Below are 24,547 nucleotides of genomic sequence, written 5' to 3' on the forward strand. Positions count from 1 at the left end.
ACCCGAACGGTCGATATTCACGCCGCTGGCATTTCCGGCGCAACGAACGCGGGTTTTCATCGTTGTGCCCTGAGGGCAATTGCCGACCCGAGGAGATCACTCATGATCGTCCCGCGCCGCGTCGCACTGCGGTCCCTCTTCGCACTGGCGGTCACCGCCTTCACCGGGGGCGCGCTCGGCCGCATCGCGACCCGCACCCAGCCGGGCACACCGTCCGGGGCGCCGCGCGACCCGCTCGCCTTCGACGAGATGTACGGGGGCCGCCGTATCCGGGGCTTCTCCGGCCCCGACGGCACGCCGGTCGCCCTCGTCGACGGCCGGCCGCTGCATCTGATGCGCTGCGCCGACGGCGGTTTCGTCTCGCCGATCGACCACTACGCGTCCTGCCCGACGCCGCTGGCGGCCACCCGCGTCGCCGTGGACGAGCTGGGGACGGCCCCGCTGTCCCGGTTCGCCGCCGCCCACGGCGCCCACACCGACCCGACGGGAGGGAGTCCGCGTGGTGTACACGCGTAAGAACCAGCGTGACCTGACCGGCGCCGAGCGCCGTAAGTTCGTCGCCGCCGTCCTGGAGCTCAAGCGGACCGGCGCGTACGACGAGTTCGTCCGCACCCACATCGACCACTACACGGCCGACGGGGAAGGGCGGCTCAGGACCGCCCACATGGCGCCGAGCTTCCTGCCCTGGCACCGCAGGTTCCTGCTGGAGTTCGAGAAGGCCCTGCGCCGGATCGACGGCACGGTCTCCGTCCCGTACTGGGACTGGACCCGGGACAACAGCCCGGCCTCCTCGATCTGGGGCGAGGACTTCATGGGCGGCAACGGCCGCCGGGCCGACCTCCAGGTGATGACGGGCCCCTTCGCCCACTCCTCGGGGCGGTGGAACGTGACGCATGCGATGTCCGAGACCCGCTTCCTGACCAGGGACTTCGGCCGGCCCCGCGACCCGGTCGCGCTCCCGACGCAGGCCCAGCTCGACGAGGTGATGCGGGAGCGGGTGTACGACGTGGCGCCCTGGAACTCGACGAGCGCCTCCGGCTTCCGCAACCGGCTGGAGGGCTGGGCCTCGGGTCAGGGCAACGAGCGGTTCCGGATCCACAACCGGGTGCACCGCTGGGTCGGCGGACTGATGCTCGGCGGCGGCTCCGTCAACGACCCGGTCTTCTGGCTCCACCACTCCTTCGTCGACCTGGTGTGGTCGCGGTGGCAGCAGCGGAACCCCGGAGCCGCGTACCTGCCCGCGGAGCCGCCGCCGCTGGGGGACGCGCAGTACCGCAAGGTCATCTCCCGGCACCAGCCGATGGAGCCCTGGGGGGTCACCCCGGCGGAGCTGTTCGACCACAGCCGGATCTACCGGTACGCCTGACCGCACACACATGTGTCCCCCCGGCCGAGCGGGCCGGGGGGACACATGGGGTGGAGCAGGGGGATCAGCCGCCGTAGCCGCCGTCACCGTGGCCGTGGCCGTCGGCGTTGATGCAGGTGTTGCCGAAGGCCGGGTTGAGCAGGCCGATGACGTTGACGGTGTTGCCGCAGAGGTTGACCGGGACGTGGACCGGGACCTGGACGACATTGCCGGAAGCGACACCGGGCGAGTGGGCGGCGACGGCCTCGGCGCCCGAGTCGGCGACGGCCAGGCCGGCTCCGCTGAGGGCCACGGCACCCGTGCCGGCAAGAACAGCGGCAGCCTTCGCGATGCGAGACATCAAGAACTCCTTGGACGTGGAAAGCGACCGCAGGAATCACGGCCGACTCCCCTTCAACGCCCGTCACGGAGACTGGTCACGGTCATTGCGCCGAACGGTACGAAAGAAATCCGAAAAGATCCGGAAAGAGAATGGCCCGTGGACCGGAGGCGCCCGCCGCCGGATACGACGGGACGGGCCTGGGTCCACGGGCCGCGGCCATGCGACGAGCCTTCACTTGTAACGATCAACGACCCCTGGGGTGGCGGGGAAGAATCGTGTCTTCACTCGCGCGGGGGGCACGTTGCGTCAGTGCGAGGTCGGCACCAGTCCCAGCTGCGGGTCGAGGGCTCCGCTGAGCACGGGGGTGAGGACGCCGACCTGAGGCTTCGCCAGCTCGGGGAGCCCGGCGAGCCCGTTTCCGCGCGGAGCCTCCACCGGGTTGCCGACGACGGCGCCGGGGGTGGCCGCCTTCATCTCCGAGTGCGGGCTGCTGAGGAGGGCGCGGCCGAGGTCGCTTCCGTCCAGGAGCTCGGGCAGCGGCGCGTCCACCACGGTCTTCGGGAGGGTGCTCGTGAGCGGCACGCTGGGCACGGCGAGGTCCGGCAGGGAGCCGAGGCCCTTCTGGAAGCCGGTGGGCGCGCCGGGCACCGGGACGGGCACACCGGTGGCGACCGTGGGGGCGTCCATCGGGAGCACCGGTTCCAGGCCCTGGAGCGGGACGATCACGGGTGCCTCGACGGCTGCGGCCGGGGTGGCCAGGGCGGCGGAGGCGAGTGCGGTCATGAGGATTCCCATGCCGGCGTGAGAGCGCAGAGTCATGCTCTGTAGAACGAGGCGTTCGGGGGAAACGTGGCGGAATACCCCCGTGTGCAGCAACGCCCGAGGCCCTCACCGGTGAAGGCGAGGGCCTCGCTTGACGTTCCGTCAGTCCGCGGCGTCAGTGACGGCGGGAGATCCGTCCGCCCCGGAGGTAGACGACGGTGCCGCCGATGATCAGCGCCGCGCTGATGGCGGCCGCGCCCATGAGCGCGGAGTCACCTCCGGTGTCGGGGAGTTCGGGCGGGGTGGTCGTCGGAGGCCCAGTCGTCGGGGGCTCCGTGGTCGGGGGCTCCGTCGTCGGAGGCTCCGTGGTCGGGGGCTCCGTCGTCGGAGGCTCCGTGGTCGGGGGCTCCGTGGTCGGAGGCTCCGTCGTCGGGGGCTCCGTGGTCGGAGGCTCCGTCGTCGGGGGCTCCGTGGTCGGGGGCTCCGTGGTCGGGGCTCCGTGGTCGGGGGCTCCGTCGTCGGGGGCTCCGTCGTCGGAGGCTCCGTCGTCGGAGGCTCCGTCGTCGGGGGCTCCGTCGTCGGAGGCTCCGTGGTCGGGGGCTCCGTGGTCGGAGGCTCCGTCGTCGGAGGCTCCGTGGTCGGAGGCTCCGTGGTCGGGGGCTCCGTCGTCGGAGGCTCCGTGGTCGGCGGCTCCGTGGTCGGCGGCTCCGTGGTCGGCGGCTCCGTGGTCGGCGGCTCCGTGTGCGGGGGCTCCGTCGTCGGCGGCTCCGTGTGCGGGGGTTCCGTCGTCGGGGGGTGGGTCGGCTCACCGGGCTCGTCGCCGTAGCCGCCGGGTTCCCCCGCCTGGGCGCAGAGGTCACCGACGGCTGCCGCGATGAAGTCGCCGAGCTCCCCACCCTTGCCGCAGACGTCCGCGGGCAGGGGGGCCTGGACCTGGCCCGCCGCGCCGGGACCGGGGGAATCGCCCGTACCGGCCTGGGAGTTGGAAGCCAGGGCGAATCCGCCGGTCAGCGACAGAATGCCGGTCGCTGCCGCTGCGGTGAGTACTTTCCTGCTGATGATGGACCGCATACCGCTCTTCCTCTGGAGAAAGGGAGAGACCGGCGAGGATCCCCCCTCGCTCCGACCGGCCAGTCCACGCCGACGTTCGCGTGGGATGGACCAGACAGTAGGGAGCGGTGCCCCACGAGGAGTGGGCTCGACACGGCGGCCGATCAGAAAATCATTCGATCAGCCGCCGAGCGGCGTAGCGATCGGCAGACCGCCGAGCATTGCGGAGCCACCCTTGCCGGCCTCGTTGAGCTGGCCCACGGTGTCCGTGACGGTCTTCACCGGCGAGCCCTCCGTCGTGCTGCTGAGCACATCCGTCTTCAGGCCGTTGGCGGCGATCGCGTCCAGCCCACCGTTCAGGCTGGTGGGGGTCAGCGCCTCCGTGGCCATGGCGGGCGCTGCGGCACCCAGCGCCACGAGCGAACCGGCGACGATCGCGGCGACCTTGGTGGACTTCATGGGGAGAATCCTTCCTCTGTTCTTTCAAGTCACGTTCCATACAGGCTTCTTGGCCGAATCCTGTATGTTGTTCTGCCTTCTGTAACGAGAGGTGCGCTCCCCGGAAACTCCGGGGGGAAGGATTTCTCGACACTGCACCCGATCGATGTCGACCGGTGCTATTTGTCGCGCGCGAAGGCCCGTACCGGTCGGTGGGACACCAGGCCGGTACGGGCCTCTGCGGGGACTACCTGACGGGCAGCGGGGGCTTGACCGGCAGTTCGGGGAGCGACACCGGCGGCTTCACGGGCGCGTCGACCGGCAGTTCGGGCGGGTCGACGGGCAGCTCCGGCGGGTCGACCGGAAGCTCCGGCACGGCGACCGGGAGCGCCGGGAGCGCGGGCAGACCAGCCAGGTCGGGCGCGGGCAGACCGCTGCCGAGCACGGTGGCGACGGCCAGGTTGACCAGCGAGGTCAGGGTCGCGGTCACCTGCGGTACGACCCCGGCGGCGTCGCCCGAGGTCACGGCGGCGAGCAGACCGGCGACGGCCTTCTCGACGGTGGCGAGGGCGTCGTCCACGACGTCCGCGGGCGCGGCAGCGGCTGCCTTCGCACCGGCGGTGACGGGCAGGCTCACGGGCGGCTTCACGGGAAGGTCGGGCGCGGGGAGATCCGGGGCCGGAAGGTCCGGAGCCGGGAGATCCGGGGCCGGGAGATCCGGGGCCGGAAGGTCCGGAGCCGGAAGGTCCGGAGCCGGAAGGTCCGGAGCGGGGGTGTCCGGCAGCGGGGCCGGGGCCGATTCCTTGGCCTGTTCGACGGCCGCCGCGATCTTCGTCTTGAGGGCGTCGGCGTCGGCCGCGGGCAGCTGGCCCGCGTCGGCCTTGAGAGCGGCGGTGACCAGTTCGGTCACGGGGGTCGTCACGGAGCCGAGATCTCCGAGCGCCTCGGCCTGGGTCAGCAGGGCGGCGGCTTCGGGGAGGGGCGCGCGGGCGGCACGGTCGGCCGCGGGGGACGGATGGTGTTCGCCGGCGGCGGCGGTTCCCGCCGCGCCGAGGGTGATGGCGGCGGATATCGCCAGGGCGGTGATTCGGCGTGTGGCCAGGGGACGCACTTGTGTTCCTTTTCCTGATGCGTCGGACAACTTCCCTCCCACCGTGCCTGCGGGTATAGCCCTCCGCAACCGGGGAACTACTGAGCGCCACGTCTCCGTTCGAGTGAATCACCCTGCCCGGCCTGCCCCCCGGAGGGGCGTACGCCGTTGCACCGAACGGCGCACGACGGTGCGGCCGAACGAGTAGCCCACCAGTCCCCGCAAGGGAAAAAGCCGGTGCGCCCACCCCGGTCGGGGTGGGCGCACCGGCTTCGGAAGGACCGATCCGCTGTGCGAGATCAGACGTTGGCGCAGAAGTTGCCGAAGGTCGGGTTCAGCGCGCCGATGACGCTGACGGTGTTGCCGCAGACGTTGACCGGGATGTGCACCGGGACCTGGACGACGTTGCCGGAGCCGACACCCGGGGACTTCACGGCCGCGCCCTCGGCGATCGAGTCGGCGGCGGCGACACCGGCGGCACCGGCGACGGCGGCGGCGGCACCCACGGTCAGGACAACGGCCTTGGCGATACGGGACATGGAGAAGAGCTCCTCGATCGAATTCATCCAACTCGGACTGCGCGGACTGTTCGGCCCGGCTCTCTCAACAACGCATCGGGCTTTCATCGGTTGCTCTCCCGAACGGGTGACGTTCAACCGATCTTTGGGCCATAAGAGGGCCATTGGAGCGACTGGGCGTGGAATGGCGCAACACGCTCAACGAGGAACCGGCCGCCCGGATACGGGAGTTAGCGTTTCCGAGCATCTAATGCTTACTATCGCCCCGCGTCGGGGTTATAACGTTCCCGAACGTTGCTTCCGGGCCGGCCGCGCGTTCACCCATTTCGTGCGGACGACACCTCCCCCTCTCCCGGCCTTCTCGGGTCTTCCCCTCCTCCTCCCATCAAAGCGGAGAACCTCTATGCGGAATTCAGCGTTTCCTGCTGTGCGTCGCAGTGTGTTGTGCGCCCTGTCGTGTGCGGTCCTGTCCGCCGCGCTGCCGGTCGCCTCCGCCGCCGCGCCCCAGCCCGGTGAGGCCGCCCGCGTCCCCTTCGCGCCGCGGTACGAGGCCGAGCAGCACGGCGGGATCGTGCGGGCCGCCAACACCTCGGCGAAGGGCCTGAAGGGCACCGAGTCGGTCAACGACGACTCCTCGATCGCGTACGTCGACGTGGACAGCGACCCCAACACGTACAACTCCAGCCGCGCCGAGCTCCCGGTGCCCTCGGGCGCCCGGGTGAGCTGGGCCCGGCTGTACTGGGGCGGAAACCTGCGGGTGGGCGAGCAGAAGCCGCCCGCGGACAACGGGCGCGTCCTGATCGCCGAGCCCGGCGGCCGGTACAAGGCGCTGCTCGCCGACACCCTGATCGGCCACCGCACCGCCGACGGCGCCGACGCCTTCCAGGCCTCCGCCGACGTCACCGAGCTCGTCCGCTCCGCCCGCTCGGGCCAGTGGACCGTCGCCCAGGTCAATGTGGCCATGGGGCGCTCGAAGGTCGGTGGCTGGGGCGGCTGGACGCTCGTCGCCGCGTACGAGAAGGCCACGGAACCGCTGCGCCGAATGGCCGTGTGGGACGGTTTTGAAACGGTCGGCCCGGGGACCGGTGAGCTGCGCGTACCGGTCGACGGAAACCGTTATCCGAAGGGCACGGCCGGTCGGCTCGGCGTGGTCGCCTATGACGGTGACCGCGGCACTTCCGGTGATTACCTGGAGGTCGGGACAAGCCCGTCCCGTAGCGCCCGAATGGCCGATTCCGCTAATTCCTCCGACGACGTCATGAACTCCAGCATCACGGAATTCGGCACCGGTCGGACGGTCCGCTTTCCCGATGGTACGAACACTCTGGGATACGACTCCGACGTGTTCGACCTCCGGGGGGCGCTGCGCGAGGGAGCCGATCATGTCGACGTCCGGTTCGGCAGCCGGAAGGACACCGTCTGGCTCGGTGCGCTCTTCCTCCAGGCTGACGTCCGGCGCTGACGTGCGGCCCCCACTGGCGCCGGACCCGGCGTCCGCCACCGTCCTGCACGCGGTCCAGCCCGGGGACGGCGGGGTCGCCCGTGTCGTCGTCGACCTGGTCCGCGCCCAGCGCGCCGCCGGCCTGCGGGTCGCGGTCGCCTGCCCGCCCGGCACAGCCCTCTCCGAAGCCGTCCGCGCCGAGGGCGCGGAGACCCACGACTGGCGGGCCGGCCGGGACCCAGGTCCCCGGCTGGTCCGCGAGACGAGGGAGCTGGCCCGGGTGATCCGTGCCGTCGGGCCCTCGCTCGTCCACGCGCACAGCGCCAAGGCCGGGCTGTGCGCCCGGCTCGCCCTGCGCGGACGGATTCCGACGGTGTATCAGCCGCATGCCTGGTCCTTCGAGGCGGTCACCGGGACGACCGCCTCGCTGGCCCGCCGCTGGGAGCGGTTCGGCGCCCGCTGGGCGGACCGGATCCTCTGCGTGAGCGAGGCCGAGCGCCGTACCGGCGAGGCGGCCGGGGTCACGGCGGACTGGTCCGTCGTCCACAACGGTGTGGACGTGGCCCGGTTCGCGACCGAGGGACCGCCCGGCAACCCCGTACCCACCGTCGTCTGCGTGGGCCGGCTCTGCCGTCAGAAGGGTCAGGACGTGCTGCTCGCCGCCTGGCCCGCCGTCCTCGCGGAGGTGCCGACGGCCCGTCTCGTCCTGGTCGGCGACGGCCCGGACGGCGAACGGCTGCGCGCGGCGGCGGGCCCCTCGGTCCGCTTCACCGGCGCCGTCGACGACACCGTCCCCTGGTACCGGGCGGCCGACGTGGTCGTCCTGCCGTCCCGCTGGGAGGGCATGGCGCTCGCGCCCCTGGAGGCCATGGCGAGCGGCCGGCCGGTCGTCGTCAGCGACGTGGACGGGGCGCGCGAGAGCCTGCCGCCCTCCCACGCGTCCCGGTGCCTGGTCCCGCCCGAGGACCCGGCCGCGCTCGCCGCCGCTCTCGGCCGCCTCCTCGGCAGGCCGGAGCTGCGGCACCGACTGGGCCGCGAGGCCCACGCACACGTACTGAACAGTTTCGATGTCCGGCGCACCGGCGCGGCCGTCGCGGGCGTCTACCGCGAACTCGCCGGCGTGCGGGGGGCCGAACACAGAGAGCCGATTGCGCAGTGACCACGGAAAGTACCAGCGTTCCTTCCCCGGGCCCCTGGCCCACGGCGGGCCAGTCCTTCGGCCTCGCCTCCCTCGCGCCGCGCCGCGACACGACGGACCGGCTCGCACTGCCGCGCCGTCCCGTCCGCCGGCGGACCGGCGCCGCGCCGCTCGTCGCCGTCGACTGCCTCGCCGTCCTGGCCGCCGCCTCGCTGCTGGGCGCGGTGCACCAGGACGCCCGGCTGCTGCTGCCGGTCGCGGCACTCGTCCTCGTCCTCGACGGGCACGGCGGGCTCTACCGGCCGGCCGCGCACACCCGGCTGCTCGACGAGCTGCCCGCGCTCGCCTCCCGTGCCGGGGTCGCCTGGTGCCTGGCGGCGGCCGCCGTCGCCGCGTACTCCCCCGCGCTCGTGATCGGGCCGCTGCGGCTCTGTGCCGCGTACGGCACGCACGTCGCCGTCGTGTGCCTGGTCCGCGCGCTGGTGCTCGCCCGCAGGCGGCGGGTGGCGCGGGAGCGTCCGCGCTCGGCGCTGGTCGTCGGCGGGACGGGGGCCGCGCGCCGGTTCGCCGCCGCGGCGGCCCAGCACCCCGAGTACGGGATGCGGCCGGTCGGGATCGTCGGTGTGCCGGAGCAGGGCGGTTCTCCCCGGGCGACCGGGGAGGCCGGGCTTCCGGTGCTCACCACGACCGAAGAGATCCATCGGGCCGTCATCCAGAACAGCGTGTGCGACGCGGTGTTCCTCGACGACGACCCGGGTCTCGTGACGCTCTTCCAGCACTACGGCTGCCTGACCTGGCGGGTGGGCGGCGAGCGGCAGACCGGGCCCATGGGCGAGCACCTGTGGGGGTACGCCCGGCACCGCATCGTCCCGCTGGGCGAGCGCCCGGGGCTGACCGCCAAGCGGGCGCTGGACATCGCGCTCGCCGCGCCCGCGCTGGCGCTCGCGCTGCCGGTGCTGCTGCTGTGCGCGCTCGCCGTGCGGCTCTCGGACGGTCCGGGGGTCCTCTTCCGGCAGGAGCGGGTGGGCCAGCACGGCCGCCACTTCACGCTCCTCAAGTTCCGCACGCTCCGGCCGACCGACGACACCGAGTCGGCGACCCGCTGGAACGTGGCGGGCGACCGGCGGATGAGCGCGGCCGGCAGCTTCCTGCGCAAGAGCTCGCTGGACGAGCTGCCGCAGCTGTGGAACGTCCTGCGCGGGGACATGAGCCTGGTCGGGCCCCGGCCCGAACGCCCCTACTTCGTCGCCCAGTTCAGCAAGATCCACACCGGTTACGCGGCCCGGCACCGGATGCCGGTGGGGCTGACCGGCCTGGCGCAGGTGCACGGGCTGCGCGGCGACACCTCGATCGAGGACCGCTGCCGCTTCGACAACCACTACATCGACCACTGGTCGCTCTGGCAGGACGTCTGCATCCTGCTGCGTACGGCGGCCGGGCTCGTCCGACCCACAGGGAGCTGAGGATGGCCACGGCCGTGACGCCGGTGCCGGCGGTCGACCCGGAGGTACGGACCGGCTCGCCGGCTCCGGCGCTCCGTCCCGACGTGCGGGACCGGATCCGCCGGGCCGGGGCGCTGTCCCCGGTCCTCGCCGTGATCGCGCTGCTGCTCGTCCCGGGCGGCGGCGGCGCTCAGGGCGGCACCGGCGGCACCGGCACGATCGCGGACGCGGCCTCCGGGCTCCTCGTCGTGATCTGCCTCGTGCGGCTGCTGCGCGGCGGCGCACGGCCGCTGACCCGGGCGGCGGCCGTCGTCCTCGGGCTGCCCGTCCTCGGGATCTGCCTGGCCGCGATCACCTCGAACGACCCGGCGGCGAGCCTGCCGGGTGTCGCCCGCTACGTACAGGTCTTCGTCCTGGTCCCGGCGGCCGTGCTCCTGATGATCCGCGACCGGCGGGACTTCGCCGTGGTCGCCTGGGGGCTCGTCGGTCTCGCGCTGGTCCAGGGCGCGGTGGGGGTCGTCCAGTACCTGACCGGCACGGGCGCCTCGTACATGGGTGAGGACATCCGGGCCGTCGGCACCTTCGGGCCGACCGATGTGATGGGCATGGCGACGGTCGTGTCGTACGGGCTCGTCGTCGTCACCGGGATCGCGCTCGGCAGCCGGCCCGGCCGGGCCCGGACGGCGGCGCTGGTCTGCGCGGCGCTGCTCTTCCTGCCGCTGGTGCTGTCCTTCAGCCGGGGCGCGTGGATCGCGACCGTGCTCGCCTGCGGCATCCAGCTGCTGCTCGCCGGGCCCCGGCGGGCGGCGCGGGTGGCGCTCGCGGCCGGGGCGCTCGGGGTGGTGCTCGTCGGCGGTCTCGGCATCGGCTCCGCGATGGTGAAGGAGCGGGTCGCCAGCATCACGCAGGTGGCGGCGGCGCCGGACCAGTCGGTGACGGACCGGTACACAATGTGGGCGGCGGCCGGGCGGATGTGGAGCACGGATCCGGTCACGGGTGTCGGCCTCAAGGGCTTCCCCGCGTACCGCGACTCGAACGCCTCGCTCGCGCTCTCCTCCGGCAGCGACACGGCCGGGGCGGGCGCCGCCTTCCAGCGGCAGCCGCTGCTGTCCCCGCACAACATGTACCTGCTGGTGCTCAGTGAGCAGGGCCTTCTGGGGCTCCTCGCGCTGGCGGGCAGCTGGGTGGCGCTGCTCGTCGGCGCGCTGCGGCGGCGACGCCTCGGCGCGGACTGCGCGCTCGTCGCCTCGGGCCTGCTGTCCTGGCAGCTCATCGACTTCTTCTACGCGGACATCGGCGGCCCCTCGACGGTGCTGATGTCGGTCGTGTTCGGCCTGGCGGCCTGGTGGTCGCTGGCGGAGGTGCGGAGTGCGTGACCCGTGGGCCGGGGAGCCGGAGCCCACGGACACCTCGTGGCCCGGCGCCCCGCGCCCCGCTTCCCGGCCGCCCTGCGGCACCCCGCTGACCGACCCCTGGCCGACCGCGCCTCCGGGCCCCACGGACTCCCCGTGGACCCCGGAGGCCTCGGTGCTGCCGGGGGCGGGAGCGCGTACGGGCACCGCCGTACGGGCGGACCCGGTGCGGGTGCGGGCTCCGCGCGGCCGTCGGGCGCACGCCCGGGCGCGGGTGCGGGCCGGGGCCGACCGGGTCCAGGGGCGGGGCTTTCTCGCGAAGGCCGCCGCCGTGACCGCCGCGCTCACCGCCGTCGGGGCGCTGCTCGGGCTCGTACGCGACCAGATCCTCGCCGGGTACTTCGGCGCGGGCGCGGAGACGGACGCCTTCCTGGTGGCGTGGACGGTTCCCGAGTTCGCCTCGACGCTGCTCATCGAGGACGCGCTCGCGCTGATCCTGGTGCCGGCCTTCTCCCGGGCGCTCGCCCGCCGTTCGGGCAGCCTCTTCGGGGATCCGGTGCGCGCCCTCGTGCGCGGCACGCTCCCGCGGCTCACCCTCGCCGTCGCGGTCATCGCCACCGTGCTCGTCCTGGCGGCGCCGCTGATCGTCTCCGCCCTCGCGCCCGGCCTGCCCGACCCGCGGCTCGCCGTCGACTGCACCCGGCTGACCGCGACCTGCGTGCTGTCCTTCGCTCTGGTGGGGTACTGCTCGGCGGCGCTCCGCGCGCACGGCTGCTTCCTGCCGCCGGCGGCGATCTACGTGGCGTACAACGTCGGCATCATCGGCACGATCCTGGTGCTGCGCGAACCGTGGGGCGTGCGGTCCGCCGCCGCCGGGGTCGCGGTCGGCGGGGTCCTGATGGTCCTCGTCCAGGCACCGTCGCTCCTCCGCGAGCTGCGGGCCCGCCCGGTGCCGAAGGAGGAGCCGACCGCGCTCGCGCCCGACGGCGGGCCGGCCGGTCAGGAGGGGCGCATCCTCGTCCTCGGGCTCATCGCACCCGTCGTCGCCTTCTCGCTGTGCCGGCAGTCCCAGACGCTCATCGAGCGGTTCCTCGCCTCGCCGCTGCCGGCCGGAGCCATCTCGCATCTGAACTACGCGCAGAAGGTCGCGCAGATGCCGATGATCCTCTCCCTGATGCTGTGCACGGTCAGCTTCCCCGTGGTCGCCCGCGCCCTCGCGGCGGGCGAGACCGAGGCGGCCCGCCGCCGGGTCGAGCGGGACCTGCTGCTCGCCGCCGTCGTCGTGCTCGTCGGCGCCTCGACGGTGATCGCCGCCGCCCCCAAGATCGTCGAACTGCTCTTCGAGCGGGGAGAGTTCGACCGTACCGACACCGTCGCCACCGCCGCCGTCATGCGCGTCTACTCCCTCGGCCTCCTCGGCCAGACCATGGTCGGCGCCCTCGTCCGCTGCTACTTCTCCGCCGCCCGCCCCCTCTGGTACCCGGCCACCGCCATGGCCGCCGGGCTCGCCACGACCACCGTCGCCGGGATCTTCGGAGCCCACTACTGGGGCGTCGTCGGCATCGCCGCCGCCAACGCCCTCGGCATCACCTGCTCCGCCGTCCTGCTGCTGCGCGGCGCACACCGGCAGGCCGTGCCGGTCCGGGTCGACCGGCTCGGCGAAGGGCTCCTCCGGCTCGCCACCGCCGGCGCGTGGGCCACCGGCGCCGGCTGGCTCTGTTCCGTCGGGATCGACTCCCCCGCCCTCTCCGTCACCGTCGCCACCGCCGTCGTCGTCGGCGTCTTCCTGCTCTTCATCGCCTGCGCCGCCAAGGCGCCGGAGATCCCGCCCCTGCCCCGCTCCGCCTCCCGGAGGACCGACCATGCCCGCCCCCACCGCGCTGCGCCGACTGCTGCCGAAGCCGCCCCTGTGGGTGAAACCGCCCCTGTGGGTGGCGATGTACCACTCGATCACGGACCCCGGTGACGACCCGTACCACGTGACCGTCTCCCCCGTCCGCTTCGCCCGGCAGATGCACTGGCTCGGCGACCGGGGGCTGCGCGGGGTCTCGGTGCGGGAGCTGCTCGCCGCCACCGCGGCCGGGCGCGCCAAGGGGCTCGTCGGCCTCACCTTCGACGACGGCTACGCCGACTTCCTCGACTCGGCACTGCCGCTGCTGCGCCGTCACGGCTTCACCGCCACCGTGTACGTCCTGCCGGGCCGGCTCGGCGGCGAGAACGCCTGGGACACCGAGGGCCCGCGCAAGACGCTCCTCGACGAGGACGGCATCCTGCGGATCGCCGCGGCCGGCATGGAGATCGGCTCCCACGGCCTGACCCACGTCCCGCTCACCGAGGCCGACGACACGGCGCTCGCGGACGAGACCCGGCGCAGCCGCGAGCTCCTGGAGGAAATGACCGGCGACACCGTCGACGGCTTCTGCTACCCGTACGGGAAGGTCGACCCACGCGTCATCCACGCCGTGCGGAAGGCCGGCTACCGCCACGCCTGCGCGATCGACCCCGGCCCGCACACCAGCGCGTACGCCCTGCCCCGCGTCCACATCGGCGAGGACGACACGTCCTGGCGGCTCACGGCCAAGCGCGTGCTGCATCCGCTGCGCCGCCGCCATCCCGTCGACGTGTTCCCCTCGCAGGCCCAGACGGGACCCGCCGTGGTCGGTGCGCCATGAGGGTCCTGCACGTCATCACCGGGCTCGGCATCGGCGGCGCCGAGCAGCAGCTGCGGCTCCTCCTGCGTCACCTCCCGGTCCAGCACGGGGTGGTGACCCTCACCAACCCGGGCGCGGTCGCCGCGGGCATCGAGTCCGACGGCACCCCCGTCACCCACCTGGGCATGGCCGGCAACCGCGACCTCGGCGCGCTCCCCCGCCTCGCGCGGATCGTCCGCCAGGGCCGCTACGACCTCGTCCACACGCACCTCTACCGGGCGTGCGTGTACGGCAGGCTCGCGGCCCGGCTCGCCGGGGTCCGGCGGGTCATCGCCACCGAGCACTCGCTCGGCGAGGCCCAGATCGAGGGCCGCCCGCTCTCCGCCGGCACCCGCGCCCTGTACCTGGCCTCCGAACGGCTCGGCACCTCCACGGTCGCCGTCTCGCCCAGCGTGGCCCGCCGGCTCGCCGACTGGGGGGTACCCGCGGCCCGTATCCAGGTCGTGCCCAACGGCATCGAGAGCGGCCGTTTCGCCTTCGACGCCCGCGCCCGCCGCCTCACCCGGGGCGTCCTCGGCATCCCCGAGGACGCCTACGTCGTCGGCGGGGTGGGGCGGCTCGCGCCGGGAAAGCGCTTCGACCGGCTCGTCCGGGCCGTGGCCTCCGTGCCGGAGGCCCGGCTGCTCCTCGTCGGCGACGGCGAGCACCGCGAGGAGCTGCTGCGGGTGGCCCGGGAGTGCGGGGCCGCCGACCGGGTGCTGCTCGCCGGGGCCTGCGAGGACCCGCCGTCCGTCGCCTCGCTCGGCCCCTCGCTGCCCGAACTGCTCTCCGCCATGGACGCCTTCGTGTCCACGTCCCCCGACGAGACCTTCGGACTCGCCGTCGTCGAGGCGCTGGCCGCGGGCCTGCCCGTGCTCTACGTGGCCTGCCCCGCGATCGACGACCTGCCGCCGGACGCGGCTCCGGGCGCGCGCCGGATCGGCGAGTCCGTGCCCGAGCTGATCTCCGCGCTGCGCGGCATCCGGGACGCCCGGCTCGCCCGGCTCCCGCAGCCGGCGGCCGCCCGCCGCTACGACATCGCCCGCAGCGCAGGGCAGCTGATGTCCCTCTACGACCAGGCCGTCCACGGCACCCCCTCCCCCGCGAAGTGAGAGAGCCCGCACGATGAACACCACCCCAACCCGGTCCTTCCCGCCCGCCGGGCTCCGCCGCCCCGGCCGCTGGGCCGTGCTCCCCGCCGCCGTCCTCGCAGGGGCCGCCCTCGGCGGCGGGTACGGAGCGCTCAAGACCCCGCAGTACGCGGCGACCAGCTACGTCATCGTCGTACCGGCCGAGAAGTCCGACCCGGCGGCGGCGCTCGGCTTCGCCCAGGCCTACGGGCGGGTCGCCACCGACATCGCGGTGACCGGCGACGCACAGGTGTGGGCGGGCGTCACCGCCGACACCCTGCGCAGGAGCGTGCAGGCTGCGACCTCCCCGGACGCGCCGATGATCTCGATCACCGCCCGGGCCGAGAAGCCCGCGAAAGCCGTGTCCATGGCCGACGGGGTGGCCCGCGCGCTCGTCCTCAACAGCACGCACGTCGCGGGCAGCACGGGCGTCAAGGTCGTCCAGTTCTCGCGCGCCACCAAGCCGGTCACCCCGGTGTCCCCGTCGGCGCCGCTCTCCGCGCTCGTCGGCGCCTGTGCGGGCGGGCTGCTCGGCGGCCTGGTCCTGCTCGTCCGCCCGAAGCGCGGCACCGCGCGCGGCGAGGCCCGCCACTCCCGGCAGACCACCCCGGCCGCCCCGGGGACGCCCACCACCCCCTCCGGCACCTCCCCCACGTCCGCCGCGGTGCCCGCCCCCGCGGTCGCCTCGCACCAGCCGGAACCGGAGGCGGTGTGACCCCGAGAGCGCTGCGGACCGAGATCTGCCGTGACGAGGAGCGGTTCGGGGGGCTGGCGGCCGAGTGGACGGCGCTGTACGGGCGCTGCTCCTCCGCCACCCCCTTCCAGTCCCACTCCTGGCTGCACTCCTGGTGGCTCTCCTACGGGCGGCCCGGTGCGCTGCGGGTGGTGCTCGTACGACGGGAGAGCGGCGAACTCGTCGCCGCCGCGCCCCTGATGCGGGCCGGCGGGCCGCTGCCCGTCCTCACCCAGCTCGGCGGCACCATCACCGACTTCACGGACGTCCTCCTCGACGACGACTGCCCCGAGGCCGCGCCCGCCCTGGCCCGGGCCCTCGCCCGGGCGGCCGGGGGCGCGGTCGTCGACCTGCGGGAGGTACGCCCCGGGGCGGCCAGCGAGCGGGTCTTCGCGCACTGGCGCGGGCCGCGCCGCCGGCTGCCCGACTCGCTGTGCCTGGAGCTGCCCGCCGTCCCCATGGAGGGGCTGCTCGAACGGATCCCCTCCGGGAAGGCCCAGCGGGTCCGCGCCAAACTCCGCAAGCTCGACGCCCTCGGCATCGACTCGCACGTCGTCACCGGCGACGAGGTCCCCGCCGCCCTCGACCGGCTCCTGAAGCTCCATCAGCTCCAGTGGCAGGGCCGCGGGGTGACCGCCGAGCACACGAGCAGGCGCTTCGCCCAGCACCTGACGCGGGCCGTGCGGCCCATGGTGGAGCGCGGCGACGCGATGGTCACCGAGTTCCGGCTCGCCGGGGACGTGGTGGCCGCCGACCTGACCCTGATGTCCCCCCGGCTCGCCGGCGGCTACCTGTACGGCGCCGACCCGGCGCTGCGGGCCCGCAAGGTCGACGTGGCGACGATGCTCCTGCGCCACGGGGCCCGCGAGACCAGCACCGGCGGGCGGGCCACGCTGAGCATGCTGCGCGGCACCGAGGCGTACAAGCAGCACTGGCGGCCCGAGACCGTCCGCAACCAGCGGCTGATGCTCGCGGGGCGGCGTACGGCCCCGCTCCTGTGGCTGCGCGCGGGCGCAGCCGACGGTCGCCGCTGGGCTGCCCGCCAGGCCCGGGAGCGGGCCTGGGTGGGACGTGCGCTGGCCCGGCTCCCCGGACGGACGCCGAACGGCGGCGGATGATCTCCGCCGCCGTCCGCACCGGGACCGGTCCGGTCAGAAGGGCCAGACGCCCTTCAGCGCGTCCTTCCAGCCGAGGTCGAGCTCGTCCTTCCAGGAGTCCTTCCAGGAGTCCTTCGGGACACAGACGGGCCCACCGATCCAGCTCTCGACCCACGAACCGAGGTTCACGGTCCAGCAGTCGGGCTTGGGCTCGGGCTTCGGTTCCGGCTTCGGTTCCGGCTTGGGCTCGGGCTTGGGCTCGGGCTTGGGCTCGGGCTTCGGTTCCGGCTTGGGCTCGGGCTTGGGCTCGGGCTTCGGTTCCGGCTTGGGCTCAGGCTTCGGTTCCGGCTTGGGCTCAGGCTTGGGCTCAGGCTTGGGCTCAGGCTTCGGCTCAGGCTTCGGCTCGGGCTTCGGTTCCGGCTTGGGCTCGGGCTTCGGTTCCGGCTTCGGTTCCGGCTTCGGCTCAGGCTTCGGCTCAGGCTTCGGCTCAGGCTTCGGCTCAGGCTTCGGCACCGGAACCGTCGGGTCTGTCGGCTCGACGGGGTCGGTCGGGTCGACCGGATCCACGGGGTCAACCGGATCCACGGGGTCAACCGGATCCACAGGGTCGACCGGATCCACGGGGTCGACGGGATCCACGGGATCCACCGGATCGACCGGATCCACCGGATCCACCGGATCCACCGGAATCTCGGGGATCTCAGGCTCCGTCCCGAACAGCATCTGCCGGAACACCTCTGACGACCGCGGATTGTCGTCGCACTGCCAGACGCCGTGCGGACAGTAGTCCGTAATCGTGTGGTACAGCGGCTTGTGGAGCTTCATCCACTCCAGCATGCGCCGCATGTACACGGGATTGTCGCCGTTACGGAAGAGCCCCCATTCGGGGTAGGAGATCTCCTTTCCGTGCTCCGCTGCGAAATCGACCTGCTTCTGGAGCCCGTAAGGCTCACTCACGTGTTCGTCGAAACTCATTCCCGGCGGCTGGTCGTACGAGTCCATGCCGATGATGTCGACGACGTCGTCGCCCGGATAGCACTCGGTCCACGGCACGGCGTCCCGGCCGCGGCTCGGGTTGAAGTCGAAGCGGAACTCCTGCCCGGGGACGGAGCGCATCGCGGTGACGATGCGGTTCCAGTACTTCTTCCAGGCCGTGGGGTCCGGCGCGCACCGATGGGTGTACGTCGTGCCGTTCATCTCCCAGCCGAGGACGATGACGGTGTCGGTCGCCCGGAGCCGTACGAGCCGCTCGGCGAGGGCCGTGAAGTGGTGGTCGTAGTACCCGGCCGCGCCCAGCTGGAGCTGGCGGCGGACCTCGTAGTCGGAGACGCCGGCCTCGTTCCGCTCCAGCATGGGGACGTTGAGGACGAAGAGCCGGTCGTCCTGCTCGTTGCGCCAGTCCGCCCAGGCGTCGAGGAAGCCGGGCGGGCCCTCGATGTTCTTCCAGAGGTCGCCCGGCAGGTACGTGTGGCCGACGCGGAGTTCGCGGCCGCCGAGCCATCGTTCGAGCTGCTCGATGCGGGCGACCCCGAGCGCGCCCGAGTCGAGGAAGGCTCCCATGGCGCTGGAGAGAGTCGGACCGGGGTCCTTCGTCGTTACGGATTCGGCGGCGTGGACCGGGGACGACAGAACGACCGATCCCGAGGCGAGGAGACCGGCGGTGAACACCCCCAGCCACGCTCTCGATGTTCTCCGCTGTGCAGCTGCCATGGCCGCTCCTTCACGTCGCTCGCTTTTTGATGATCCGTCAATCCGATACTCCGAAAGTATTCCTAATGAGCCGACCGTGAACTCGGCTTCCCTCTGATCAGTAGTCCATTAGAGGATTTCATCGCCCAGTTGGGGCACCCGAGATGAAGGGCATGCCGTGCCGCGCCGCCAGAGTTTCGACACCCGCGTTCCCACCGTCCTCGTGCGGCTCGACCGGAATCCCTTCCATCACGGCACTCTCGGCGCCGCGCGATCACTCGGGCGGGCGGGAATTCCGGTGCACGCCGTCATCGAATCGAGCACCAGTCCGGTCACCCGGTCCCGCTATCTCCGCTCGGCCCGCACGGGCCCGGCGACGCCGTCCTCCGTCGAGCTCGCGGCGCTGCTGACCCGGATCGCCGACGAGATCGACGCCGCCACGCCCGATGAGCCGTCACATCCCGTGCTGGTCCTCCCCCTGGACGACGTCAGCGCCCTCGCCCTGGCCCGGCGGCGCGCCGGCCTCGCCCCGCGCTTCCTGCTGCCCGAGCAGACCGAGGAACAGCTCCTGCGGGTCGCGGACAAGGCCGGGCTCGCCAGGACCTGCGCGGCGCTCGGCCTGCCCCATCCGCGTACCGAACTCCCCACCGGCGCCGACGACGCCGCCGCCATGGCCTGGTCGCTCGGCCTCCCGGTGATCGCCAAGTGGAGCCGGCCCTGGCTGCTGCCGGCCGGCCGCGGGCTGCGCAGCACCTCGATCGTGCGGTCCCTCGCGGAGGTAAGGGAGTTGTACGACCGCACTCCCGAGGCCGGGAGCCGGCTGCTGCTCCAGGAGCTCCTGCCGGCGGGCCGGGACCTGGACTGGTTCTTCCACGGGTACGTGGACTCCGTCGGCCGCTGCGCGACGGGGGCCACCGGGCGCAAGGAGCGCTCCTGGCCCGACGGGGCGGGCCTGACGGCCGTGGGCCGCTGGGCGGCGAACCCGGCCGTGGAGCGGGCGGCCCGCGAGCTGCTCGACGCGCTCGGCTACCGGGGCGTGTGCGACCTGGACTTCCGGCTCGACCGGTCCACGGGCGCCTACCACCTGCTCGACTTCAACCCCCGGCCCGGCGCGCAGTTCCGGCTCTTCACCGACTCCGAGGGCCTGGACGTCGTGCGGGCGGCGCATCTGGACCTGACGGGCCGTCCGGTGCCGCCGCACTCCCCGGCGTACGGCCGGCGGTTCGTCGTCGAGAACTACGCGGCGCTCTCGCTCGCCGCCTCCCCGCGCCGCCGGTACGCGGCCGAGCCCGGGGCAGCCCGGCGGCCGCGCACCGAGCGCGCCTGGTTCGCGGCCGACGACCCGTGGCCCGCCCTCGCGATGGGCCGCGCCTGGCTGGCGCACCTCCTGCGCAGGGCCTGGGGCGCGACGGTCCGGCGCCTCGGCCCGGGGCCGGCCACGCACCCGGCCGCCGTCCCGCCGCCGCCCCGCACCACCCCCGACCAGCTCACCCCACGATGAGAACGATGAAGGCGGAAGGCACGATGTCGAAGTCGATGTACGACCTGGTGGTCGTCGGGGCCGGTCCCTACGGTCTGTCCGTGGCCGCGCACGCGGCGGCCCACGGGATCACGCTGCGGACCTTCGGCCGCTCGATGGAGTCCTGGCACGCCATGCCCCCGGGCATGTTCCTGAAGTCGGAGCCCTGGGCCTCGCACCTCTCCGACCCCGAGGGGGCGTACGGACTCGACGCGTACGCCGCGACGCGGGGCGTCCGCGCCGAGCACGGCGAACCGCTTCCGGTCGGCTTCTTCGCCTCGTACGGCGACTGGTTCGCCCGCCAGGCCGTGCCCGCCCTCGACGAGCGGATGATCGCCTCGGTCGCCCCCGCCCCCGAGGGCTTCGAGCTGCGCACGGAGGACGGTGAGTCGCTCCGTACGCGGACGGTGGCCCTCGCCGTCGGGGTGCTGCCCTTCATGGAGATCCCCGGACCGCTGCGCGGCCTCCCCCGCCGGTACGTCACCCACTCCAGCCACCACGGCGAGCTCGACCGGTTCGCCGGGCGGGACGTGACCGTGGTGGGCGCCGGCCAGGCGGCCCTGGAGACGGCCGCGCTCCTCACCGAGCAGGGCGCCGCGAGCGTCCGGATCGTCGCCCGCACGGACCGGCTGAACTGGAACACCCCTCCCCCGGCCCTCGACCGCGGGCCATGGCGCTCGGCGCGCGCCCCGCACACGGGCCTCGGCTGCGGCTGGCGCAACAAGCTCTACGCGGACACGCCGGGGATCTTCCGGCGGCTGCCGGCAGCCACCCGCGAGCGGATCTTCGACTCGGCTCTCGGCCCGGCGGGCGCGTGGTGGCTGCGCGAGCGGTTCGCGGCGGTCGGGGACGTACGGCTCGGGCAGCGGATCACGTCGGCGACGGTCACCGGGGACGAGCGGCTCCGGCTCGACATCGCGGGACCCGCGGGGACGACGGTCCTGGAGACCGACCATGTCGTCACCGCGACCGGTTTCACCCCGAGCCTGGAGCGGGCGGGGATGCTCGACCCGGCGCTGCGCGGAGCGCTGCGGACGGTCGGCGCGGTCGGCGCCCCGGAGGTCGGAGGCCTCTTCGAGTCCTCGTGGCCGGGTCTCTTCCTCGCCGGGCTGCTCACGGCTCCGTCGTACGGGCCGTCGATGCGGTTCGTGTTCGGCGCCGAGTACACGGCGGGCCGGCTGGTGAAGGGAGTCCGGCAGCGGCTGCGGGCGGGCGCCCGGGGCGGGGCGGTGGGCCGGCCCCGGGCGGGTGCGAAGGCCACCGTCGGGGCATAGCGGAGGGCCGGCCCCGGGGAGCGAGTGCTCTCCGGGGCCGGCCCCTGTGCCTGCGTGCCTACGCGCCGCTGGGAGCTCAGGCGTTGATGCAGGTGTTGAACCCGGCCGGGTTCAGCGCGCCGATGACGTTCACGCTGTTGCCGCAGAGGTTGATCGGGATGTGGATCGGGACCTGGACGACGTTGCCCGACAGAACGCCCGGCGAGCCGATGGCCACACCGTGCGCGCCCGCGTCCGCGATGGCGGGCGACGCCGCACCCATGGCCATGACGATTCCGGCGACGACGGCCGCGACCTTCTTGCAGTTCATTGCGTCTGGATCCTTTCTGTGACGGAAGACATTTCACGGAAGACAACGAACACGTCACGGAAAGGAAACCGCAATATCGGCGGCTTTCGTTCTTTCACTCCATTGCGCGCACAGAACAGGGCCGGAGGGAACGTGGACGTTCTCTCCGGCCCTGTTCTGTGCGCGGTGCGGTCAGCCGTTGTAGGCGCCGTTCCCGGAGAGGACCGGGATGTCCTCCAGGATGTGCGACAGCGGCTCGTCACCCTTGGCCTGGGTGGAGTTCTCCGCGCACTGCTGGTTCTGCGGGGAGGACAGGACGTTGATGTCCTGGACCGCGACCGGGATGAGGCCGGCGAGCGCGCCCACGTTGCCCTTGACCGGGACGCCGAGGCACAGCTTGTTCAGCGAGCCCTGGACTGCCGAGAACTGCGGGCTCATGTGACCGGCGGTCTTCGAGTTGCCGAAGGACTGGTGGGCGCCGTTGCCGCTGAGCGAGGTGGTGCCCCCGTCGTTGGCGATGGCGAGCGCCGGGGAGGCCGCCGCGGCGGAAGCGCCGACAACAGAGGCCGTCACAGCCGCAGCCGCCATAATCTTCTTGATCACGGTGATTCCGTTCCTGTTCCCACCAATCGACCTGATTGATGCGACGGGATCAACTGCGGCCGGGGGCTTTGGTTCCGGCCCTTCACCCGTTCGACTGGAGCCCCGTTTCGCGCTGCCGAGTGCGCTCCGCCAAGGGGGTGACACAGCGGAACCCCGAGGTCCGGGGCCAGTTGATCAGGGGGCTCCCTGCACGGAGCCGGTTCTAGAAGGGAACTCCCGTGATCAAGAAGGTTATGGCCACTGCGGCCGCAGCCGTCTCCATCGTCGGCGCCACCGCCGCCGTGGCCTCCCCCGCCCTCGCCATCGCCAACGACGGCGGCACCACGTCGCTGTCGGGCAACGGTGCGCACCAGGAGTACGGAAACTCCGCCACGTACGGCAACATGAGCCCGCAGTTCGCGCTCGTCCAGGGCTCCCTGAACAAGCCCTGCATCGGCCTGCCGGCCAAGGTCAACGCCGGTTCGCTCATCGGCGCCATCCCGATCGCCGTCCAGGACATCAACGTCCTGTCGTCCCCGCAGAACCAGCAGTGCACCGAGAACTCCACCCAGGCCAAGGGTGACGAGGCCCTGTCGCACATCCTGGACGACATCCCGATCCTCTCGGGCAACGGCGTCGGCAACAACTGACGTACCGCTCACGCATGAGGGGCCGCCCAGCCAGGGCGGCCCCTCTTCGTTTCCCGCTGCTCGCGTCCCCGTCAGGGGCGCGGCCAGACCGGGGTGGCCATGATGCGTTCCCACTCCCGGTCCGGCATTCCCGGTACCGTGCGCCCCGCCTGCACCCACTGCGTCACCAGTGCGGAATAGACCGGGAATGGCGTACGGTCGACGATCGGTCGGTCACTCACATATCGGCTCTTCGGAATGAAGGCCATCCGTTCCCATTTACCGGGACCCGGCGCCATCTTCGCTCCCTCCGCTGCGATTCACGCATCATTACACAGGCGCCGCAGGAGAGTGATTCGCTTTGCCCATGTCGCGTCGGGCACCTCTGTACGAGCGGGGTCGAAATAGCGTGCGGGCATGAATTTCCCGCGCCTGAAGGGGTCACGGAGGCTGCTGCTCGCCCCCGCGGCTCTCGTCGCCCTGGCCGCCCTCGTCCCCGGCGCCCTCGCCGCGGCCCCCACCGATCTGCCCGCGCCGGAGCAGGGGTTGAACCTCCTGGTGGTCGGCATCGACACCCGCAAGGGCGTCACCGAGGAGGAGAAGGAGCGCTTCCGGCTCGGCGGGCAGGCGTGCGACTGCACGGACGTGATGATGCTGGTGCACGTGTCGGCGGCCAACGACCGGATCGACGTGGTGGGTCTGCCGCGCGACTCGCTCACCTCCTTCCCCGCCGACCACCGCGACCGGCGGACCGGGAAGGTGCACGCCGCGCATCAGGCGAAGATCAACAGCGCCTGGGCGGAGGGCGGTTCCTCCTTCACGGTGGAGACCGTCGAGTCGATGACCGGGCTCCCCGTCCACCGGTACCTGGAGATCGACTTCCGTCGCTTCATGGACACCGTCGACCGCGTCGACGGCGGGGTCGCCATCTGTACGGCGGAGCCGCTCAAGGACCCCTCCACCGGCCTCGACCTCCAGCCCGGGACCAAGCGCGTCGGGGGCGGTGAGGCGCTCCAGTACGTCCGCTCGCGGAAGGCGGACGGGCAGATGGACTTCGGCCGGATCCAGAAGCAGCAGAAGTTCGTCGTCAACACCCTGGAGCGGCTCCGCGAGGGGATGCTCGACGACCCGGAGCAGCTGATGGCCCTCGCCGCGACGCTGCGCGGGACCGCCGCGGCCGAGCAGGCGATCTCGCCGGAGGAGCTGCTGGAGCTCGCCGGCCGGCTGCGGGAACTGCCCCCGGACCGCATGGCGTTCGCGACCGTGCCCGTACGGGGCTTCAACCCGAACATCGCGGGTGTCGGGTCCACGCTCGCCTGGGACGCGGAAGGCGCCGCGAAGGTCTTCGGGCGGCTGCGCGAGGACCTGCCGCTGCCGGCCGCGGAGGAGGTCGCGCCCAGCACGATCCCGGTGGGCACGTACCGGCCCGCCGAGGGGTCCTCGCTCATCTGCCCGTAGTCCGTCCGGTGGACATACCGGAACCTCCGGACTTCTGACCAGTTGATCAGCACGGCTCGGCACTCAGCGCGAGCCAGAACCCGAAAGGCCTTAATCTCATGAAGAAGCTCTTGGCTACGGCTGCTGTGGCCGCGTCGGTCCTCGGCGCGACGGCGGCGGGCGCCGGACAGGCGCTCGCGATCGCCGACGACGGTGGCACCACCTCGCTCAGCGGCAACGGTGCCCACCAGGAGTTCGGCAACTCCGCCACGTACGGCAACATGAGCCCGCAGTTCGCGCTCGTCCAGGGCTCCCTGAACAAGCCGTGTGTCGGCCTGCCGGCCAAGGTCAACGCCGGTTCGCTGATCGGTCTCATCCCGATCGCGGTCCAGGACGTCAACGTCCTGTCCTCCCCGCAGAACCAGCAGTGCACCGAGAACTCCACCCAGGCCAAGGGTGACGAGCCGCTGTCGCACATCCTCAGCGACATCCCGGTCCTCTCGGGCAACGGCGCCGGCAACAGCTGAGCGACCGCGCTCGGTGCGGCGGCCCCGCCTCC

The 24,547-nt window shown here is 72.9% G+C and carries 24 protein-coding genes and 1 pseudogene; 17 read left to right on the forward strand and 8 right to left on the reverse strand.

Annotated features, from left to right (window positions below):
• Positions 1-102 precede the first annotated feature (102 nt).
• A complete protein-coding gene (locus DEJ46_RS14045) occupies positions 103-516 on the forward strand; it encodes a tyrosinase family oxidase copper chaperone (protein ID WP_150266561.1) in 414 nt (137 codons plus the stop codon).
• Positions 500-1,366 carry a tyrosinase family protein gene (locus DEJ46_RS14050; protein WP_150266563.1) on the forward strand — a complete coding sequence of 289 codons (867 nt, stop codon included), beginning with the start codon at positions 500-502 and terminating at the stop codon, positions 1,364-1,366. Before DEJ46_RS14045 ends, DEJ46_RS14050 begins: the two co-directional genes overlap by 17 nt.
• A gap of 64 nt (positions 1,367-1,430) precedes the next feature.
• On the opposite strand, the gene DEJ46_RS14055 is transcribed toward DEJ46_RS14050, so the two are convergent.
• Together DEJ46_RS14055 and DEJ46_RS14060 are read right to left on the reverse strand one after the other, a co-directional pair.
• Positions 1,431-1,706 carry a chaplin gene (locus tag DEJ46_RS14055; RefSeq protein ID WP_150266565.1) on the reverse strand — a complete coding sequence of 92 codons (276 nt, stop codon included), beginning with the start codon at positions 1,704-1,706 and terminating at the stop codon, positions 1,431-1,433.
• Between the two features lie 288 nt (positions 1,707-1,994).
• Complete coding sequence (locus DEJ46_RS14060) at positions 1,995-2,471, reverse strand: hypothetical protein (protein ID WP_223834619.1); 477 nt, start codon at positions 2,469-2,471, stop codon at positions 1,995-1,997.
• 478 nt (positions 2,472-2,949) lie between these two features.
• On the opposite strand from DEJ46_RS14060, the gene DEJ46_RS39125 reads away from it, so the two are divergent.
• Positions 2,950-3,276: a hypothetical protein gene (locus DEJ46_RS39125; RefSeq protein ID WP_190622638.1), complete on the forward strand. Its 327-nt coding sequence runs from the start codon at positions 2,950-2,952 to the stop codon at positions 3,274-3,276.
• Between the two features lie 404 nt (positions 3,277-3,680).
• Here DEJ46_RS39125 and DEJ46_RS14075 read toward each other — a convergent pair whose 3' ends face one another.
• From DEJ46_RS14075 to DEJ46_RS14085, 3 genes are all read right to left on the reverse strand, one after another.
• Positions 3,681-3,959: a hypothetical protein gene (locus DEJ46_RS14075; protein ID WP_150266567.1), complete on the reverse strand. Its 279-nt coding sequence runs from the start codon at positions 3,957-3,959 to the stop codon at positions 3,681-3,683.
• Positions 3,960-4,185: 226 nt separating this feature from the next.
• On the reverse strand, positions 4,186-5,049 hold the full coding sequence (locus DEJ46_RS39130) for a hypothetical protein (protein ID WP_190622640.1): 864 nt from the start codon (positions 5,047-5,049) through the stop codon (positions 4,186-4,188).
• 278 nt (positions 5,050-5,327) lie between these two features.
• Positions 5,328-5,567 carry a chaplin gene (locus tag DEJ46_RS14085; RefSeq protein ID WP_055646045.1) on the reverse strand — a complete coding sequence of 80 codons (240 nt, stop codon included), beginning with the start codon at positions 5,565-5,567 and terminating at the stop codon, positions 5,328-5,330.
• A gap of 406 nt (positions 5,568-5,973) precedes the next feature.
• Here DEJ46_RS14085 and DEJ46_RS14090 point away from each other — a divergent pair, with 406 nt between their 5' ends.
• The 9 genes from DEJ46_RS14090 (at position 5,974) to DEJ46_RS14130 (ending at position 16,590) form a co-directional block, all read left to right on the forward strand.
• On the forward strand, positions 5,974-7,008 hold the full coding sequence (locus tag DEJ46_RS14090; protein WP_411757749.1) for a DUF3344 domain-containing protein: 1,035 nt from the start codon (positions 5,974-5,976) through the stop codon (positions 7,006-7,008).
• Positions 6,974-8,146 carry a glycosyltransferase gene (locus tag DEJ46_RS14095; RefSeq protein WP_223834620.1) on the forward strand — a complete coding sequence of 391 codons (1,173 nt, stop codon included), beginning with the start codon at positions 6,974-6,976 and terminating at the stop codon, positions 8,144-8,146. Before DEJ46_RS14090 ends, DEJ46_RS14095 begins: the two co-directional genes overlap by 35 nt.
• The gene (locus DEJ46_RS14100; RefSeq protein WP_150266572.1) at positions 8,143-9,588 is read left to right on the forward strand and encodes a sugar transferase; all 1,446 of its coding nucleotides are present in this window, start codon (positions 8,143-8,145) and stop codon (positions 9,586-9,588) included. Before DEJ46_RS14095 ends, DEJ46_RS14100 begins: the two co-directional genes overlap by 4 nt.
• 2 nt (positions 9,589-9,590) lie before the next feature.
• Positions 9,591-10,943 (forward strand): O-antigen ligase family protein, encoded by a 1,353-nt coding sequence (locus DEJ46_RS14105; protein ID WP_150266574.1) that lies wholly within the window; start codon positions 9,591-9,593, stop codon positions 10,941-10,943.
• Positions 10,944-11,094: 151 nt separating this feature from the next.
• Positions 11,095-12,885 carry a lipid II flippase MurJ gene (locus DEJ46_RS14110; RefSeq protein WP_411757822.1) on the forward strand — a complete coding sequence of 597 codons (1,791 nt, stop codon included), beginning with the start codon at positions 11,095-11,097 and terminating at the stop codon, positions 12,883-12,885.
• Complete coding sequence (locus tag DEJ46_RS14115) at positions 12,782-13,591, forward strand: polysaccharide deacetylase family protein (RefSeq protein WP_150266576.1); 810 nt, start codon at positions 12,782-12,784, stop codon at positions 13,589-13,591. Before DEJ46_RS14110 ends, DEJ46_RS14115 begins: the two co-directional genes overlap by 104 nt.
• Positions 13,588-14,721 carry a glycosyltransferase gene (locus DEJ46_RS14120; protein ID WP_150266578.1) on the forward strand — a complete coding sequence of 378 codons (1,134 nt, stop codon included), beginning with the start codon at positions 13,588-13,590 and terminating at the stop codon, positions 14,719-14,721. The genes DEJ46_RS14115 and DEJ46_RS14120 overlap by 4 nt, the downstream gene beginning before the upstream one ends.
• A 13-nt stretch (positions 14,722-14,734) precedes the next feature.
• Positions 14,735-15,454: a lipopolysaccharide biosynthesis protein gene (locus tag DEJ46_RS40495; protein WP_263411749.1), complete on the forward strand. Its 720-nt coding sequence runs from the start codon at positions 14,735-14,737 to the stop codon at positions 15,452-15,454.
• Positions 15,451-16,590 carry a GNAT family N-acetyltransferase gene (locus DEJ46_RS14130; protein ID WP_150266580.1) on the forward strand — a complete coding sequence of 380 codons (1,140 nt, stop codon included), beginning with the start codon at positions 15,451-15,453 and terminating at the stop codon, positions 16,588-16,590. The genes DEJ46_RS40495 and DEJ46_RS14130 overlap by 4 nt, the downstream gene beginning before the upstream one ends.
• A gap of 549 nt (positions 16,591-17,139) precedes the next feature.
• Here the strand turns inward: DEJ46_RS14130 and DEJ46_RS39860 are convergent.
• Positions 17,140-18,279: pseudogene (locus tag DEJ46_RS39860) on the reverse strand (glycoside hydrolase family 26 protein); the annotation flags it as partial.
• Between the two features lie 277 nt (positions 18,280-18,556).
• On the opposite strand from DEJ46_RS39860, the gene DEJ46_RS14140 reads away from it, so the two are divergent.
• Both DEJ46_RS14140 and DEJ46_RS14145 read left to right on the forward strand, forming a co-directional pair.
• Entirely contained in the window at positions 18,557-19,759 is a 1,203-nt protein-coding gene (locus DEJ46_RS14140) for an ATP-grasp domain-containing protein (RefSeq protein ID WP_411757750.1), read from the forward strand.
• 35 nt (positions 19,760-19,794) lie between these two features.
• Positions 19,795-21,051: a SidA/IucD/PvdA family monooxygenase gene (locus tag DEJ46_RS14145; protein WP_150274422.1), complete on the forward strand. Its 1,257-nt coding sequence runs from the start codon at positions 19,795-19,797 to the stop codon at positions 21,049-21,051.
• Between the two features lie 76 nt (positions 21,052-21,127).
• Here DEJ46_RS14145 and DEJ46_RS14150 read toward each other — a convergent pair whose 3' ends face one another.
• Both DEJ46_RS14150 and DEJ46_RS14155 read right to left on the reverse strand, forming a co-directional pair.
• The gene (locus DEJ46_RS14150; RefSeq protein WP_150266586.1) at positions 21,128-21,361 is read right to left on the reverse strand and encodes a chaplin; all 234 of its coding nucleotides are present in this window, start codon (positions 21,359-21,361) and stop codon (positions 21,128-21,130) included.
• A 171-nt stretch (positions 21,362-21,532) separates the two neighbouring features.
• Entirely contained in the window at positions 21,533-21,943 is a 411-nt protein-coding gene (locus tag DEJ46_RS14155; protein ID WP_150266587.1) for a rodlin, read from the reverse strand.
• 218 nt (positions 21,944-22,161) lie between these two features.
• Between DEJ46_RS14155 and DEJ46_RS14160 the strand changes: the two genes are divergently transcribed.
• From DEJ46_RS14160 to DEJ46_RS14170, 3 genes are all read left to right on the forward strand, one after another.
• A complete protein-coding gene (locus DEJ46_RS14160) occupies positions 22,162-22,572 on the forward strand; it encodes a rodlin (RefSeq protein WP_150266589.1) in 411 nt (136 codons plus the stop codon).
• A gap of 396 nt (positions 22,573-22,968) precedes the next feature.
• A complete protein-coding gene (locus DEJ46_RS14165) occupies positions 22,969-24,009 on the forward strand; it encodes an LCP family protein (RefSeq protein WP_150266591.1) in 1,041 nt (346 codons plus the stop codon).
• Between the two features lie 98 nt (positions 24,010-24,107).
• Positions 24,108-24,515: a rodlin gene (locus tag DEJ46_RS14170; RefSeq protein ID WP_024757810.1), complete on the forward strand. Its 408-nt coding sequence runs from the start codon at positions 24,108-24,110 to the stop codon at positions 24,513-24,515.
• Positions 24,516-24,547 lie beyond the last annotated feature (32 nt).

It is taken from the genome of Streptomyces venezuelae, assembly GCF_008642375.1.
Classification (GTDB): Bacteria; Actinomycetota; Actinomycetes; order Streptomycetales; family Streptomycetaceae; genus Streptomyces; species Streptomyces venezuelae_G.